Here is a 17,135-nt window from a genome sequence, read left to right as displayed (position 1 = left end):
ACGCTTTCTTTCATAAAAACAATGATAAGTTAAATGACTGATACATTCCCTTTATAAATTAATCTATCTTTTTTCCGATATCTGCAATCGTACGCAATGAAAGAGAGAAATTAAAGTTTTGCAAGGGTGCTTTCCTGCCTGGATTCGTTACCTGTTGATAACCGAATGTTAACCCGAAACATTCATCCATATAACTCAAGCTAATTCCTCGCTTTATAAATGTACCAGATACTAAATCATAACCGGCGTTGCTATTAATGGACCAATAATCTGCCAATTTAAGTCCTGTTTGAAAAGAAATTTCTTGGCGCTCTTGAGAATATTCATAATCTGGTTGCTTTGCGATATAGGCATATTGTAGAGCCGCCCAAAAATTTTGCCATTTTTGTGATGCTTCGATTTCACTACGGCGGATTTTTCCTGTTTTTTTGTCAAAGCGTCCACGCGTTTCTAAGGAAAAACCACTTTTATGGGTTGTACCAAACATTGCAACATAGTCTGAACGTTTTGCCTCTAAGCTAGAATGAGTACCGACATTGATAAAGTCCTTTTCTGCAAAAGAATTCTTTCCTGCTAGATGAAAGGATTGTCCAATGAGACCATAAAGAGACCAATTATCATTAAGGCTTCCAGAGTATCTTAGACCTATATTGGCTCTTGTGCCACCTTCTACACGATCATAACCAGAAAATTTATCCCGTTGAAAGAGAGTAGTTGCATCAAATACAAAGCTTTGAGCATCTTCATTAGGAATTTGTCCGATATATTGTTCATTATTGCGTATGAAAATTTGTGCGGTTGGTTCTATGATATGTGTAGAATGATCAGCTGTAATGAGAAAGGGATAGCGTAGTTCTAACCCTGCTGTTGCCATGCCACGAATTGCTGAACCACGAACTTCGGATAACACAGTGTTTTTTATAGAAGAATCATGATTTTCACGTACATTGGTTGTAATGATATCGGCTCGTAGAGAGAGGAGGGGGGTTAAGATGAGTCCATTGTGCGTGTTGAAGCGCTTTTTCCACTGAAGCTCGTTTGTTAACCGCAAACTATTTCCAGCTATACCAGAAAGTCTTACTATGTTGAGAGAATTTGCGTTCTTGTCGGGTGAACTGAAATCAGCATGACGACGATAAATTGATTGCATATTACTATGGAAGGTGAGCTCTCCATTATAAATGGGTTCATCTGGTGTGAAAGTATAATCGATGCGTGGTAGAACCCACGCTTGCCGAGAGTGACGTTCATAATGAGGATCATTCAATATCAAATCTTGAACTTTAAAATGATAAAAACGCATATCAAAATAATTTTTTCCTGCAAGACCATTCAGATAGATCTGAGAAAGTTGTGTAGGATTGTTATAGTTTTCAAGTTTATAGGCACGACTAAAATGCCGATCTGACTGTGCAAGAATATCCCATCCATAAGTCCAGTGTGAATTAATACGAAAGTCCCCTTTTGTTGCCAGCATATAACGATTTTTATACTGTGCATCAATTGTATCATTATCAAATTTATGCGGTTTTATTTGATATATATAAGCAAAGCGAATGTTATAACGGCCCGTTTTAAAACGTTGACGCCATTCCCCTTCGGTCAAAAGCCCTTGTTGGGTATAAACCGTAGAAGAAAGTGTGAAATCGTAATGAGGAGCGAGATTCCAGAAATAAGAATTCTTTATCCCCATGCCGAGATCATTGGTATAAAAAAAATGAGGAGTAAGCAGACCGCTAGCACGCCTGACAGTTGGATCATAGATCTCAAAATTTGGAAATTTTATAATCGGTACACCAAAAACTTCAAAACTGCTATTTTCAAACCGAATTTTTTTGACGCTATTATTCCATATGATCTTTCTTGCTTTAATTTTCCATAAGACGTCTCGATCTGGTTTATAAGAGCAAGGTTCACAGGCTGTATAGGTTGCATTTTCAAAGACTGTTATGTGATTGTGTTTGCGTGTAGCATTTTGGGCTGAAAAGTGAACATTGTTGGCTGTATCAATACGTAAGGCGTTTACAAAACCCTCGCCAAGATCTTTGGTCATATCAATTTGGTTGGAATAAATTTTATTACCATCCTTTTGAGTAATTTCAACGTTCCCTTGTGCTATAAGCCGTCCTGTTTTTTGATTGTAAATAATTTTTTGAGCGACAACTTTATTGCCATCATATTCGATTTGGACATTACCGTGTGCAGAAACAGTGTTTTCATCACGATTGTAGATGAGTTCATCCGCAGAGAGCAAAAGAGGAGGTTCCGGATTTTGAATGCGACTTTGAGAAGGAGATTGAAGGCTTTGAGCGTGCGCACAATAAGACAAAGCACCTCCTAAAATAACCCCCACAATACTTTTAAAAGCGAGAGCACTTAATTTTGTTAAAATAGTTTTTTTAAGTGTTAATGCCTTCACTTAGCCATCCTCTTTATGAAGCAAAAAAGAGATTCCTAAGAATAACGCAATAACAACGGGTGTCCAAGCTGCAATAATTGGTGGAATATATCCAGCATTACCAAAAGCTTGGACAAGTACGGAAATAACATAAAGCATAAACCCAGCTATCACGCCACCAAGAATCAACATTCTAGATTGCCCAAAACGTGTAAAATTTAAAGATACAGTTGCTGCAATGAGGGTCATTGCCACAAGCAATGCCGGTAATGCAATCAAAGATTGGAAATACATATCAAAATTATGAGCAGAATAGCCAAATGAACGTGCAATCATAATTTTTTGGGGCAATTGGTAAAATGGAATAGTTGCGGGATTCACTAAACGTTCCGTTAAAAATTCAGGTTTTAGATTGGTTTTTATTTGCAACATGGTAAATTTTTCAGGAGGATGCCCTATTTTATAGATTGTTCCATTTGTTAATAGCCAAAATCCATTAGTCAAAGTTGCTTTTGGGGCATTAATCCAATTTTTAACGGTTGCATTATCATTGTATTGTACAAAGGTTGCATCGAGAAGAGAAAGTCCTTGATCGGAGATAGATTTAGCACCAATGGTTGTTCTGCCTAAATTTGTACGTTGTGTTAACCAGTGGATACTTGTATTGTGAAGAGGTGTTAGTACATTGTGATTGCGCCATTCAGTCATCTTTTTTTCTGCTTGAGAAAATCCCCATGCAGCAAGTGGATTAATAAGAAGAATTGAAAATAATCCTAAAAGAAAAGCTCCAAAACAAGCTGGCATAAGAAATTGCCATGCAGACACACCGATTGAACGAGTCACCACAAGTTCAAGTTTTTTGTTGAGCGAGATAAGCGTTGCCATTGCAGAAAAGAGTGCAATGAAAGGGATAAGTTGTTGCATGATAAAAGGGATGCGTAAAACAGAGAGGAAAAATGCATCTTTTGCTGTATAATGCGCAAGGGAAGATAGCCTACCGGAATTCTCTGTGAAATCGATTAAAAGAGCAAGAACAAAAATGCTTCCCCAGAAATAACAAGTTATTTTAAGATAACGTATAAAAAAATATCGTCCAAGTGTCCACCCAATCATGATATTTTATCCGAGGAATCTTGAGATTTTCGATGTTCAAATTTGTTCATTATTTTTTGAAAAGCGATTTGAAGTATCTCATTAACTTTTGTGGGAAGCCCAATTTTATGATTCGTTAAAAGCATAAAAAAGACAAATGCACTTGTTCCTATAGGTATAATATAAAGGAAAGGAACGTATGCAAGATCGCTTTTTGCTTTTTCTGCGAAAAAATATCCTATCCAATATACCAGAAAAGAGAGGGCAATTGCCGAGAGATTTGCGGAATGACGAGCTTGTCGATGGGAGCGTACATCCCCTGCCGCTGCTAATGCAATAAGTGAAAAAACAATAGGGTAGAGCCATTGTGTTAATCTGCGGTGAAATTCAGCTTTATATTGGAGTGGTTTTCGTTGATAGTAGGGATCTTTTGGGTCAGGGTTTTGTAAATAAGAAAGAGACCGATCTTTTGGATAAAGAGTAGGTGTTTTATCACTGGGGATAAACTCTCCTAGGCTAAAAGTATATGAGCTAAATTGCACGATTGAAACACTGTTATTTTGATGATTGACTCTTTCTATTTCACCGTTATTGAGAACCAGAAAACTGCCGTTTTTATTGCTCACAATGGATGCGTCTGTTGCATAATAAAAAAGATCAGTCTTAGGATCACGCTGGTCGGCAATGAAAAGGCGTTCAAGTGTTCCATTTGGATTTCGTTCGCCAATTTCTATGTAAAGGTTATTGGCGAGTTTTTGAAAGCTCCCTTCACTAATGAATAGATTGATAAGATCAAAACGAGCGCTTGCTAGCATTTGTCGCATATGAAGACGCGCTTGAGGAACAACAAAATTAGCTATAGAAAAGGAGATACAGGATGCAACAATAGCAAGAAGAAGGATAGGTTTCCAGACAGTACTTTTAGGAAAACCAGAGGCATTGATGACAGCAAATTCTGAGTCTTGATGCATTGCTGAGAGGATGGTTGTAATTGCGATCACTAATGCAAACGGAATGACCAGAAAAATAACAGAAGGAACCAATGAGAGTGAAAATTGTAAGACTGTGAGGAGTGTTTGTTTACTTGTTGTGAGAAAGTTTATCCGTGCAAGAATTTGTATAGTCCAACTAACGCCCACTGCTGCAATCATGACAGAACTAAACAAAACAAGGACACGTTTCAGGATGTAGAACTCAATAATACGCATAAATTGGGGAAAATCCTCAGTTTTTAATTCGATAGCAAATATTCTTACTGCTTTCGGTTAAAATGTAATAAAGTTTGAAAAAATATCCTTTCATGAATTGGATATTTTTACCAAATAAATAATATAAAATTGCCTATGAGGTCCTCTTTAAATTTTCCGTACATTATATTTTATTTTCAACTATAGTCTACAAAGAATCTGGAAAATAACTTAAAAAACTTTTTTATTAACGTTGAAAATAAAAATTATTGTCTTTTAAAGATACGTGCAAAGAGATAATGCATCTCAATCAAAAAAGAGGGTTTATATCTTGAACCGTTTCCTTTGTATTAGGGGTATAGAAGTTTTTTTAAAAAGATATTAGCTTTTTTATAAAGAATGATGAAGGCTTAAGAGATTGGATATTTTATTCTATCATTTGACGCAGTCAACGCTGAAGGATATTTTGCCGACGCTTGTGGAGCGTGCATTGGCTCGTTTTGGTAAAGTAACAATACAGTGTGTGAGTAAAGAACAACGCGATTCTATAGATATACATTTATGGGTTTATACTGATGAATCATTTATTGGACATGGAACGGAGTGTGATCAATATCCAAACTTTCAGCCTGTATTTCTTACAACAGGACAAGAAAATCCGAATGATTCAAAGATTCGTTTTCTCATAGAGGGAGCTGTTTGTTCGGATATTGATGCTTATCAACGACTTGTCGTGATATTTGATGGTAAAAGTGAAGAGCAGTTGAATCTCGTTCGTGCACAGTGGAAAAAATATAAAATGGAAAATCATAATTTAACGTATTGGCAACAGACTGAAGATCATCGTTGGGAAAAACAAATTTAATGCGTTTCGTATCTGTTGTTCTGATTTTTATAGGAGTGGTAGGAATAGTAAATCCAGCACTTTTTATTACGGAAGGATCAGGGGGAGGGCGTTGGGTTTTTATTGTGATTTTTCTTTTAGGCATGTTAAATATATGGACTATAATTAAAAAAACGAAACACCATAATGATGATTATTGATCGAATTTTGCTTGTTTTATGGGCTGTGATGTTGGCCTTCTTTTGCGTTTCATGGTTGGGGACGACGCATATCTTATCAGAAATGTTTGCTGTTTCTTATATAAGCAATATTGCAGATTTTTTATTTTTCTTTTTGAGTGCATTGTTTGCGGGAATATTGTGGTGGAAGATACCTCAACCCATGTCTTTAAAAATGAAACTGGCAGCATTTTCGCTGCCAGTCCTTATTTTATTCTTCGTTATTATATTTTAGTTGGATATTTCATCCTCTGTAAATCCGACGAAGCAAATCAGTGAAATAAAAGAAGCAAAAAGCAAATAGTAGCCGAGATAAGACGTATCGAAATGTTGTACCAGATATTCTGCAATATAAGGTGCAAGAGATGCTCCTACGATAGCAGATAAATTGAAAGTGATAGAAGAACCAGTATAACGAATTGCTGTTGGGTACGGTGAAGCCAAAACAGCACCAAGAGGACTGTATATCATTCCCATGAGAGACAAGCCAATGACAGACATTGCAAGGACTCCCATAACTCCAGAATTTAAGAAATAAGGAATTGCGAAAGAATACATACCGGTGATGATTGTAATCCAAATCATCAAAGTTCTACGTCTAATACGATCAGCGAGTTTCCCAGTGATGACAGTAAAAATTCCACAGAAAACAGCACCGACAATTTCGACTTGAAGAGCTTGATGAAATGGCAATTGCAAATGGTTTGTTGAATAGCTTAACAAATATGTCGTGACCAAGTAAAATAAAACAAAAGTTGCCATACCAGAAAATATTCCAAGAAATAGGATTCGTGGACATTTTAAAAAGACATCTATGATAGGCACTTTGACATGTTCTTTACTTTCAAGAGTTTTTTTGAATTGCACAGTTTCATTGATTGAAAGACGAACCCATAATCCTATAATCATAAAAACAACTGAAGCAATAAAAGGAATGCGCCATCCCCAAGCTAAAAGTTCAGCGCGATCAAGGAAATGCAGCAGACCCAAATAAACAGCAATAGATAAAAACAAACCGATTGAAACGCCCAATTGGGGGAACATCGCATACCAGCCGCGCTTTTCTGGAGGGGCATTTTCTGTTGCGAGCAAAACAGCGCCTCCCCATTCTCCTCCTAATCCCATTCCCTGTCCAATACGGCATAAGGTTAACAGGAAAGGGGCAAACCACCCAGCCATTTCATAAGTAGGAAGAAAACCAATGATGACTGTTGAAAGTCCCATGGTGAGAAGAGAAGCGATAAGTGTTGCTTTTCTTCCAATTTTATCTCCAAAATGTCCAAAAACAACTGATCCAAAGGGGCGAGCAAAAAAGGCTGCTCCAAAGATCAGGAAAGATTGTAAAATGGCAACCTGATCATTTTGTGTTGGAAAAAACACATGAGGAAATATGAGAGCTGCGGCAGTGCCAAAGACATAAAAATCAAAGAATTCAATTGTTGGGCCAATAAGGCTTGCAAATAAAATTCGACGAGGGGAGTTTCTGTTGCTTGTAGCTTTCATTTCTGAGTTTATAGACATGAATAGAATGTCCCTTTCAGTATATGACAAATCAAATGACGAGTTAACTGACTATAACTATAGAAATTTCAAATCAGTGTCGAGTCAATATTATGACACTTCGTTATATATTAGAACAATGATTATGGACTGATGATTATGAATAAGTGGTCTATATATTATCCATATTGAACAAAAAAAGACACTGCTTTAAATGCTGTAGAAGATGGCAATAGGTGGCCATAAACGCAGCTCTCATTCACATTGCTGTTTCCTTTAAAGTTTAATGCCATTTTTATCTATTAAGGAATCAATCTTATTCGCAGATCAGTGTTTAGTGTCTCAAAATATTAAAAATATTTTTCATGGATGCAATTATAACACTTTTAAAGTGTATCTAAAGCAAATTAAATCTTTTAGTTGTGTGCGCATTTTAAAACACATGATGTATATTTGATCTGTCAGAGCTTAATCCATCGAATGCTTTGCTATCTTAAAAGACATGAGGTTGAGCAATTACGTTGTGTTGTTTTGGTCTATGCACTTTTTTCTAAATGGGAGAATTTAAATTTAAAATTATGGAGTGTAAATAATGCAACGCAAATTGAAATTAAGTTTTTGTGCGGTAATGGCCAGTAGTTTTTTTGTCAAGATTGCGAGTGCAGATGGAGTAGCTACACCAAGAGAAAAGTTATTAACACCAGTAAGTATAAGTGAACACCTAGAAGAGACAAGAAAGTTGTTATCGGAAGTGAGGGGACTAAAAGAAAAAAAGGTGGGATCAAAAAAGATAGAGAATAAACAGACAGTAGAAGGAAGTGATCTTTTAGAAGAGGAAAGGAAGAGATTAGAAAATCTGTCCTTTAAGGTACTCACCAATTCAATAATAAGCGATGGTGCTACTGTCTATATTACTAACCGAGACTCTGAAGGTTCTGAAATAAATAGCTTTAACTATAAAGATGCTGCCTATTCCATCAATAATACGGTTAGAGAGGGGGGAAAACTCTACATTGATGCAGCAAGTGTTAGCAGGGATACGACAATTGAGAGTGGTGGTATTGAATTCGTTCAAAATCTGAGCAGTTCGGAATATGCCGCTGTTAAAAAAGGGGGGAAACAAATTGTTGAGAGTGGTGCAAATGCAGAAGGGGCTCAAATCTATGGTGGTGAGCAGATTATTTTTGGTAAGGGTTTTCTTGGGGATGGTTTGTCGCGGAAAGATAAGGAAAGTAGTGCTTATGGCACTGAAATTCATGCTGCAGATGGAGTGCCAGGAATACAAAATGTCTATAGTGGGGGGCTGGCTGTTGACACAAAGATTATGAAAGGCGGTATTCAAAATATTGATGGTAAAGAGAATTTTCATAACGGTTTCTCAGAAGATGCTGATACAGTCGATACAGAAGATGAAGATTTTACAATTAATGAGGGGGCTTTTGCACTGAGTACCGAACTTTTTAAAAATGGTATGCAGAATATCTTTGCAGCAGGGAATGCGAGTGAAGTTACTTTATACGATAGAGCTATTCAGAATATATATGATTCTGGATATACGGATGATCTAACCATTAATCATCAAGCAAGGTCATGGGTTTTTGCTGGTGCAATATTAGATAAGGATACAAATATTCATGATTTTGGTAGTCTCTATCTTTATGCTGGAAATGGTGAAGCTGTCACGGAAGTAGAAAATCTTAATTTAAATGGAGAAGATACCAAGCTATACATTATTGCTGTTGAAGATAATGGCAAAAAATCTCAGGTTAATGTCCAAAATTTAACGGGAAGTGGCAGAGTTATTTTTACGTCTTTAGGGACTAATAAGCATTATTCTCAGCTTAATATTGATAATCTTTCAGGTTCTTTACATTTCAATTTTAATGTCAATTTTGCCAAGCACCTTAGTGATTATCTTGTCATTAAAGAAAGTGGTTCAGGTTATCATACAGTAAGTATTATTGATTCTGGGGGGGAGGTCACACCCCCTTCCCACAAAAGGTTTAAATTAATTTCTGATCATAGTGGAAACGCTTATTTTACTCTGGCAAACACTTTTGGTGAAAAAATCAAAGCTATTGATGCCGGAACTTACATGTACAGTTTGAAACATAGAAAAAATGAGAGCAATGGTAAAACTTGGTATTTAGATGCGAATTATGCTCTTGATGAGATAAATACCTCTTTGTTTTCTGATTTTAGCTTGCAACCATCTGCTATAGCTTCATTATCGAATGATCTCACAGAACGCACAATTGAAAAGGGAATGATTGTTACGATTGCTGATCCTAGCTTTGATAGTAACAGTGAGAAAGTTGAAAGCACTGGAGAAACTTCGATTAATAATACAGTTAAAGACGGTGGAAAGATCTCCGTTTATCACGGTGGTTTTAGCTTGTATACAACAATTCAAAGAGGCGGCACTGAGCTTGTTAGAGCACAGGGTCTTTCACAGGATAGTACAGTTAAGAAAGGGGGAAAACAAAAGGTTGAAGATGGGGGGAAAGCTGAAGGGGTTAAAATTTACGGTGGTGAGCAGTTTGTTTCAGGAAAGTCTGATATCAAAGGTGAAATGGTAAGAAGCAGTGCCTATGACACTATCGTTTCTGGTAAAAATGGAGTGCGAGGATATCAGAATGTGTACGATGATGGAGAGGTTTTTAACACAAAGATCATGGAAGGAGGGATACAAAATCTTTATGTAGAAGAGGATCTAGACCATTATAGCAGTTTTGCATTTGATACGAAGATCTTTTCTGGTGGAGAACAACACGTTTTAGCGGGAGGAATCGCGATTGGTGTTCTCTTACAAGGGAATGCTTTCCAAGCAATAGATTTAGGAGGCTATGTAAAAGATTTAACCGTTAAGGATCAAGCACAATCGTGGTTACATTATGGTGCAACATTAGAAGGGAACACCATGATTCATGATTCTGGACGGATTTATCTTTATGCTGGTACTGAGCGATCTCGTACTGAAGTAGAAAAAATTGTTTTAAATGACAAAGATACCACATTATACTCTATTGCTTCCAAGATGGACGGTGAAAGCTCTTTGATTGAGGATTTAAGCGGGAATGGACACGTTATTTTTACTTCTACCGTGTTTAATCCACATTATTCTAAACTTGAGGTTGGTAATCTTTCAGGTAATTTACATTTTAGGTTTAATACTAATTTTGTAGAACAGCGCGGTGATTATCTTCTGATAAAAAGAGGAGCAGGTCATCACACCATAAGCGTTATCGATTCTGGTGTTGAAATTACCAATTCTCCTCTACAAGATCAGAATTTAGTTTTGGAGCTTGATTTAATTCATGATCAAAGCGGAAATGCGCATTTTACTCTGATAGATTTTTGGGGTGAAGAGATAGCTACTGTTGATAATGGAGTCTACATGTACGCTCTCAAGAAAAAAGATCATAACGGTGGAAAGATTTGGTCTTTATCGACACCATCTATGCCAGAAAAAAATTTTTCTCCTATCTTTCCTCCATCTCATATGGAGTTGCCTATAGCTGAATCTTTTGAGCAAGAAAAGTATGGTTCTCCTTTGGAAGATTCTATAGCCAATTCTTATAAAGGTGATTTCAGTTTTTATGCAGAGGATTTCATTACTGGTACACGTGAAAAAATTTTGCAAAGCTCCGTGCTCGGTGACAATAGCATAGTTTATATTGCTGGTGATGGAGAAACGGATGATTTTAAATTATCCATTAATAATACGGTTCCAGAAACTGCAACACTCTATGTTGAGACTGGTGGTTTCAGTAAGAATACGACCATTGAAAATGGTGGTGTTGAGATTGTAGGGGAACAAGGGATTTCAGAATTTACGATTATTTACGAGGGTGGAAAACAAAGAGTGGAGGGAGGAGGAACCGCATTGAAAGCTGAAATTTATGGTGGGGAGCAGCTTGTTTTCGGAGATGGTTATGTAAATGGTGGAATTGTGGGGAGCAGCGCTTATAACACGACACTTTATGGTCAAGGTGATACGCCAGGACAGCAGAATGTATATGATGATGGGATGGCTGTGGGAACAAAAGTGATGAGTGGAGGAATACAAACTCTTGCTAAGTGGTTCGCAGATGATGATGATTTTATACAAAAGAGTGGTGGTTTAGCTGTGAATACTGAGGTTTTCGCGGGTGGTGTACAGCGGGTATTAGCAGGGGGAGAGGTGAACATTGTGACTTTACACCGCCATGCTGCTCAAGAAGTTCATGCTGGTAGCATTGTAAAAAATCTAACAATTAAAGAAGGAGCCAATTCATGGATTTTTGCTGGTGCGGTGTTGGAAGGAAAAATAAAGATTCATGATTTGGGACAAGTCCATCTTTATGCTGGAAATAATAGCTTTTATACTGAATACAAAAATTATCACACAACAGTAGACGATATTAATTTAGAGGGAGAAAACGCTAAATTATACTCTATTTCTAATGGATATGGAAACACAGAAACTTATATTAAGAAGCTGAGCGGTGTGGGAAATATTATTTTTACTTCTACAGAATCCGATTTACATTACTCTAAGCTTTATATTGATAATCTTTTGGGGAGTCTACATTTCGATTTTAATGTCAGCCTTGCAGAAGGAGAAGGTGATTATCTCTTTATCAAAAATGGCCGTGGTTCTCACACAATAAATATTTTAGATTCCGGTATTGAAATTGTTGATCCTTCTTCAACAGAACTTGATTTAATTGTTGATCAAAGTGGAGGCGCACATTTTACCCTGAGAAGCTTTTCTGGTGCAAATGTTAAAACTATTGATGGCGGAACCTATACGTATGGTTTAAAACAGAGAATTGATGAGGATGGGGGCGAAAAAGTTTGGTATTTATCTGCAGTATTTATTGATAATGTTTCATTTCTCAACAGTTTACCACGTAGTAGAAGCAGATCTGTGCGGCATTTAAATCAAAATCAATCGGTTTCTTCTCTTTCAACGATTGCAGCACCACAAGCGCATGTTATTAAATTGCCACGTCGAAGAGAGAACTGCCAAAACTTAAGGCAAAAATCTCAGGCTTCTGTATCTCCAACTGTTTTCTCTCTTGGAAGTCACGTTATTGAAGTTTTAGGTTCAGGAAGTTCTCATCCTCTTTCTGATGAAAAACAACAAACTGCTGTTTCAGAATCTTCTCACTCTTTAGCCGATCAAATGATTGTGCGTCCAGTTCATAAAGAACAACCTTCTTCACAATTAAGCGAGACGTTTTCAGTTTCTCACTTTTTGACCACTCCCTCTACAGATGCGGTATTGTCTATGTCTGTGGCTCCAGTGTTGGTTTTTCACAATGAAATGCAAACCGTACGTGCGGGAAGAGGAGTTCTAGATAAAAGTAAAAAGAATGCAGCTTTATGGACTTATGCGATTAAATCTAAAGAGAGCATTGCGACAGAGCATATAGATTTTAAACTGGATCAGACCGGTATCGTTTTGGGGATCAATGGTTTAAGCGAGTGGGAAAATGGAGAGTTTTATATAGGTGGTTTTGGCAGTTATGATCGTGCCCGTGTTGCGCATGCACGGGGGGGTAACAGTGGAATCAATACTTATGGTATTGGCGCTTATGTCACTTATTTTGATCATAGTGGATGGTATCTCGATGGTATTTTAAAATACAATCATTATCAAAATACTCTAAAAGCCGTTTCAACGAATGGTTTAGAGATTGAAGGAACATATACTCAAAGGGCATTGGGAACTTCCTTTGAAGCTGGTTATCGACTTAAGACGTCAAAGAACAGTTGGTTGCAGCCTTATGGACAATTTACATGGTTGCGTGTTGAGGGTAAAGAAATCAAGTTATCGAATGGCATGACAGGTGACATGCGTCCATTTACTTCATTACGCAGTGAGGTTGGCTTATCTTTAGGATATGAATTTGGTTCTCACATGGATTCCTCATCGTTTGCGTATATTACAGCAGCATGGTTGCGTGAGAATAAAGATGACAATCAAACGTTAATTAATCAACGTCATCCATTTACCACGGACTTATCGGGCAATGCAGGTAAGTTAGGATTAGGTTTAAGCAGTTTTGTGAGTGAGAAGTTAAAGTTATATGGTGAGGCCCATTATGTTAAAGGACATAAAACAAAACAGTCCTTTCAGGGTATTTTAGGTGTACGCTATAGTTTCTAACGATATGGTTATTTTTTAGTTATCTTTAAATGTATGATTAGTTTTTTTAAGTTTTTAATGCAGCATCAGAGAACAATTTTTCAGAGCACGCAGCTTCGTTGTTCATGATAAACTGTATACCCTTATATACTTGATTATGCATTACTTTTTTTTGATAAGAAAATTCTGAGGAAATGCTAAAGAAGCACTATAAAAACGCCCTTATATTCTTGATCAAAAAAGTATTAAAAAAACTGTAAAGAACGGTTTTTTATGAAATAAGGAGGATTTTTAAGAAGGATTGTTGCAATCTAAGGTTGAAAATATGTTTTGTAGAGCTAATTACGTTCAGTGTCTATGCAGGCGTGAAGGGGGGAGGATATGGCTCTACAATATAAATGGAAACGACATTGTTGGATACTCATGTTGAGCAGCTGTTTTGTGCAAGCTGCTGCTGCAAATGAGGGAAGAGCAGCACTTTTTTGTCAATCTTCAAGTTATGAAAATGATAAGGTATTTCACGATCAATACAATGAGGATATGAAAACAGGCAGATGCATACTTGGAGCCTCTCATGATGTCATGATAAGAACGCGCAATGAATTAGACTTTTTGAAAAAGCCTAGCAATTTTATCATGGATAAGGGTGCTAGAGTGTTTGCGAGTCAACAGGCGCTTGACAGCAGTCATCGTGACAATGCTGGATATAATGCACAAGAACAAAATACTGCGTTTCTTAAAAAGCCTGAACTTATTTCCATTAAAGATGGGGCAATATTAGAAAATTATATCCTTGATAATGAAGGTAAAGCATACATTTCAAATGATGGTGAGATTGATAGTCCAGGGCGGTCCATTAATAACACTGTAAGGAATGGTGCAGAGCTTTATGTGTATGCAGGAGGACTCAGTGAGAATAGTAAAATTGAACATGGTGGAATTGAAAATGTTCAGGCTTTAAAAGGAAAACAAGGTTTTTCGAAAAATGCTGTTGTTAAAGAAGGCGGGCACCAAAGTGTTGGAAATGGAGGGAAAGTAGAGGGGACTAAAATTTATGGCGGTGAGCAGCTTATTTTCGGCGAGGGGGATATTGGAGGAGAGATTAAAGGCAGTAGTGCTTCTCACACTATCATTTATGGTCAAGATGAAACACTAGGCCAACAAAAAGTATATGATGGCGGAAAAGTTTGGAATACAAAAGTTATGCAAGGGGGTGTCCAAGAGGTTGGACAAAAGTCTCAAAGTGCAAAAAATGGTGGTTTTGCATTTGACACAGAAGTTTTTGGTGGTGGTAAACAACGTATCTTAAAAGGTGGTCAGTCCATTGGAGTCACTTTAAATGAGAATGCTATTCAGGAAATAGATACTGACGGATCTGTAAAAAATCTAACAATGAATGATCAAACAAAATCATGGGTGCATGCTGGAGCAACATTAGAAGGCAAGACACAGGTAAACCATTCTGGGCAGATCCATCTTTATGCTGGGAATGATCAACAACGCACCACAGTAGAAGATATTATTTTAAATGGAAAAGATACAAAACTATACTCTATTACTGATGAGTTTGATGGAAAAAGTTCTTTGATACAAAAATTAAGTGGTGAAGGGAGTATTATTTTTTCGTTTACAGGTTCTGATCCATATTATTCTCAGCTTCATGTGAATAATCTTTCAGGAAATTTACATTTCGCGTTCAATACTACGATTGCCCATAACCGTGGTGATTATCTCTTGGTTGAGAAAGGCGCTGGGAAACATACAATAAGTGTTGCTGATTCTGGCGTTGAAATCACGGATCCTTTTTCAAATAAGCGTGATTTAATTACGGATCAAAGTGGTGGAGCGCATTTTACGCTGACAGATCTTAAGGGTGAAAAAATTAACGCCATTGATGGTGGAACTTATATGTATGATTTGAAAGAAAGAAAGGATGAAAATGGAAAAGTTTGGTTTTTATCGGCAGACCGCCTCAGTGGACCAGAACCTTCTATGCCAGATCCGACAAATCCTTTTTTTCCTGGAGAAACATCAACAACCCCCTCTACAGATGCAGTGTTAACGTTGTCCGTAGTTCCTGGGCTTATTTTTAATAATGAGTTGCAAATTATACGGAATGGTAGAAAAATTTGGGACAGAAATAAGAAAGATATCGAACTATGGACTTATGGGATTAAGAGCAGAGAACGTGTTGCGACAGGCCATACACACTTTAAACTTGGGCAGACAGGTTTAGTCTTTGGTGCTGATCAGTTGAGTGAATTAGGGCATGGAGAGTTGTATGTTGGTGGTTTTGGGAGTTATGATCAAGCACGTATTTCTCATGCACGAGGTGGTGACAGCAATTTGAGCTCTTATAGTATTGGAACTTACGCAACTTATTTTGATCATCGTGGATGGTATATGGATGGTGTTTTGAAATATAATTATTACCGAGATAATTTGAAAGCCATATCAACGAATGGTTTAGCCATTCAAAGTCATTACAATCAGTGGGCAATAGGTGGATCATTTGAGATCGGTTGTTATTTTGAACCGGCACAGAATACTTGGATGCAGCCTTATATCAAACTAACAGGTTTGCAGGTTGAAGGTAAAAGAATAAAACTTTCAAATGGAATGATAGGTGATCTAAGCCCATTAACTTCATTCCGCAGTGAAGTTGGATTGACTGCAGGACATGAATTTTTTGTGAATTCAGAAACGTCATTAACAGCTTACATTATGGCAGCTTGGTTGCGTGAGAATATAAATAATAATTATACGACAATTAATAACCAGTATAAATTTATTACAGATTTATCAGGCAGTGCGGGTAAATTGGGAATTGGTTTAAATGGTTCGGTCAATGATAAACTAACACTTTATGCGGAAGCACATTATCTAAAAGGACATAAGATTAAGAATGCTCTTCAAGGTATTTTAGGATTACGCTATAGTTTCTAAATATGTGTGCATGGCTGATTAACTTTACAAATGTAATTGTTTTGCAAACTTAAACAGATAACGTTCGGCTATGTCTTCTCGAGAGTGTAGGGACTTTCTCAAATAGTAGGAATGTCTTTATACTCTCTCTTTTAAAGGCAACATACTGAATTTATAATAATAATTCATTTCTATGCATGTTGAATAAGAGTCGCGAAAATCATAGGATTCTCTCATTCCAAATCTGTTTATGTTGAATCAATCAAAATTATTCGCTTGGCACATCGCAAACGGGATGAAGGTGTGTATAAAAACTATACAAAAAAGAAGTAAAAATGTCTCTGATGAATCGTCTCTAGTGTCAAGGGCTGTCACAACATTGGGATGGCAAAGTGTATGATGATATCGGCCCGCTTCTTCATAAGCGTAAAGATTGGGGGCCAATGGCTTTACCGGTATATCATTCATGGATGACGTTACGAAATGGGCTTGAGTGCATTGAGAGATGTCTCTTTAAAACAAGTGCGTGAATGTACAACCGAATGGCGTTTTGTTTTACGTGAAGGGGGGGGCCATTAAAGGGCACGAGCATTTTTTTCATCTATAATTCCAGATATGCAAATTATTCCTTGAATTTAAGTAAACATTTTGAATTTTATTCAATTTTTCTGCCTTAAGTTAGAGTTTTTAGTGGTTTATAGATAAGCAACTTAAAGTTGTTTAAATTAAAAAAAATACACTAAAAAATTGTATTTAGACATAAATAAAACACATTATGATACAATCTAAAACAAGCTACCTATGTAGCCGCGGGGTATTTTTCTAAATAATTGAA

9 protein-coding genes are annotated in these 17,135 nt (G+C 36.8%); 5 read left to right on the top strand and 4 right to left on the bottom strand.

Going from position 1 to position 17,135, the window contains the following annotated elements:
- Nucleotides 1–58: 58 nt before the first annotated feature.
- From ACFINA_RS01485 to lptF, 3 genes are read right to left on the bottom strand one after another with little or no spacing between them, the layout of a single operon-like run.
- On the bottom strand, nt 59–2,419 hold the full coding sequence (locus ACFINA_RS01485) for an LPS-assembly protein LptD (RefSeq protein WP_375614389.1): 2,361 nt from the start codon (nt 2,417–2,419) through the stop codon (nt 59–61).
- Nucleotides 2,420–3,511 carry an LPS export ABC transporter permease LptG gene (gene lptG, locus ACFINA_RS01480; RefSeq protein WP_375610168.1) on the bottom strand — a complete coding sequence of 364 codons (1,092 nt, stop codon included), beginning with the start codon at nt 3,509–3,511 and terminating at the stop codon, nt 2,420–2,422.
- Nucleotides 3,508–4,698 (bottom strand): LPS export ABC transporter permease LptF, encoded by a 1,191-nt coding sequence (gene lptF, locus ACFINA_RS01475; RefSeq protein ID WP_375614962.1) that lies wholly within the window; start codon nt 4,696–4,698, stop codon nt 3,508–3,510. Before lptF ends, lptG begins: the two co-directional genes overlap by 4 nt.
- Nucleotides 4,699–5,095: 397 nt before the next feature.
- Here lptF and ACFINA_RS01470 point away from each other — a divergent pair, with 397 nt between their 5' ends.
- Genes ACFINA_RS01470 through ACFINA_RS01460 form a run of 3 tightly spaced genes read left to right on the top strand, consistent with a single transcriptional unit; the run spans nt 5,096 to nt 5,974 of the window.
- Entirely contained in the window at nt 5,096–5,542 is a 447-nt protein-coding gene (locus ACFINA_RS01470) for a DNA polymerase III subunit chi (protein ID WP_375606278.1), read from the top strand.
- Nucleotides 5,542–5,721, top strand: a complete 180-nt coding sequence (locus tag ACFINA_RS01465) for a hypothetical protein (protein WP_375610170.1) — start codon at nt 5,542–5,544, stop codon at nt 5,719–5,721. The genes ACFINA_RS01470 and ACFINA_RS01465 overlap by 1 nt, the downstream gene beginning before the upstream one ends.
- On the top strand, nt 5,711–5,974 hold the full coding sequence (locus tag ACFINA_RS01460) for a hypothetical protein (protein WP_375606467.1): 264 nt from the start codon (nt 5,711–5,713) through the stop codon (nt 5,972–5,974). Before ACFINA_RS01465 ends, ACFINA_RS01460 begins: the two co-directional genes overlap by 11 nt.
- Here ACFINA_RS01460 and ACFINA_RS01455 read toward each other — a convergent pair.
- Complete coding sequence (locus ACFINA_RS01455) at nt 5,971–7,260, bottom strand: MFS transporter (RefSeq protein ID WP_375614961.1); 1,290 nt, start codon at nt 7,258–7,260, stop codon at nt 5,971–5,973. The two genes, ACFINA_RS01460 and ACFINA_RS01455, sit on opposite strands and share 4 nt — an antisense overlap.
- 571 nt (nt 7,261–7,831) lie before the next feature.
- Here ACFINA_RS01455 and bafA (ACFINA_RS01450) point away from each other — a divergent pair.
- Together bafA (ACFINA_RS01450) and bafA (ACFINA_RS01445) are read left to right on the top strand one after the other, a co-directional pair.
- The gene (gene bafA / locus ACFINA_RS01450; protein ID WP_375614960.1) at nt 7,832–13,396 is read left to right on the top strand and encodes a BafA family autotransporter; all 5,565 of its coding nucleotides are present in this window, start codon (nt 7,832–7,834) and stop codon (nt 13,394–13,396) included.
- Between the two features lie 360 nt (nt 13,397–13,756).
- Nucleotides 13,757–16,321 (top strand): BafA family autotransporter, encoded by a 2,565-nt coding sequence (gene bafA, locus ACFINA_RS01445; RefSeq protein WP_375614959.1) that lies wholly within the window; start codon nt 13,757–13,759, stop codon nt 16,319–16,321.
- Nucleotides 16,322–17,135 lie beyond the last annotated feature (814 nt).

This window comes from Bartonella sp. AC10YNML, assembly GCF_042196825.1.
GTDB lineage: Bacteria > Pseudomonadota > Alphaproteobacteria > Rhizobiales > Rhizobiaceae > Bartonella.
The sequence above is the reverse complement of the archived record's forward strand: the minus strand, read 5'-3'. Positions and strand labels throughout refer to the sequence as shown.

Coding starts and splice junctions, on each gene's coding strand:
- lptG (WP_375610168.1), bottom strand. CDS start 3,511: ATGATTGGGTGGACACTTGGACGATATTTTTTTATACGTTATCTTAAA.
- lptF (WP_375614962.1), bottom strand. CDS start 4,698: ATGCGTATTATTGAGTTCTACATCCTGAAACGTGTCCTTGTTTTGTTT.
- ACFINA_RS01465 (WP_375610170.1), top strand. CDS start 5,542: ATGCGTTTCGTATCTGTTGTTCTGATTTTTATAGGAGTGGTAGGAATA.
- ACFINA_RS01460 (WP_375606467.1), top strand. CDS start 5,711: ATGATTATTGATCGAATTTTGCTTGTTTTATGGGCTGTGATGTTGGCC.
- ACFINA_RS01455 (WP_375614961.1), bottom strand. CDS start 7,260: ATGTCTATAAACTCAGAAATGAAAGCTACAAGCAACAGAAACTCCCCT.
- bafA (WP_375614960.1), top strand. CDS start 7,832: ATGCAACGCAAATTGAAATTAAGTTTTTGTGCGGTAATGGCCAGTAGT.
- bafA (WP_375614959.1), top strand. CDS start 13,757: ATGGCTCTACAATATAAATGGAAACGACATTGTTGGATACTCATGTTG.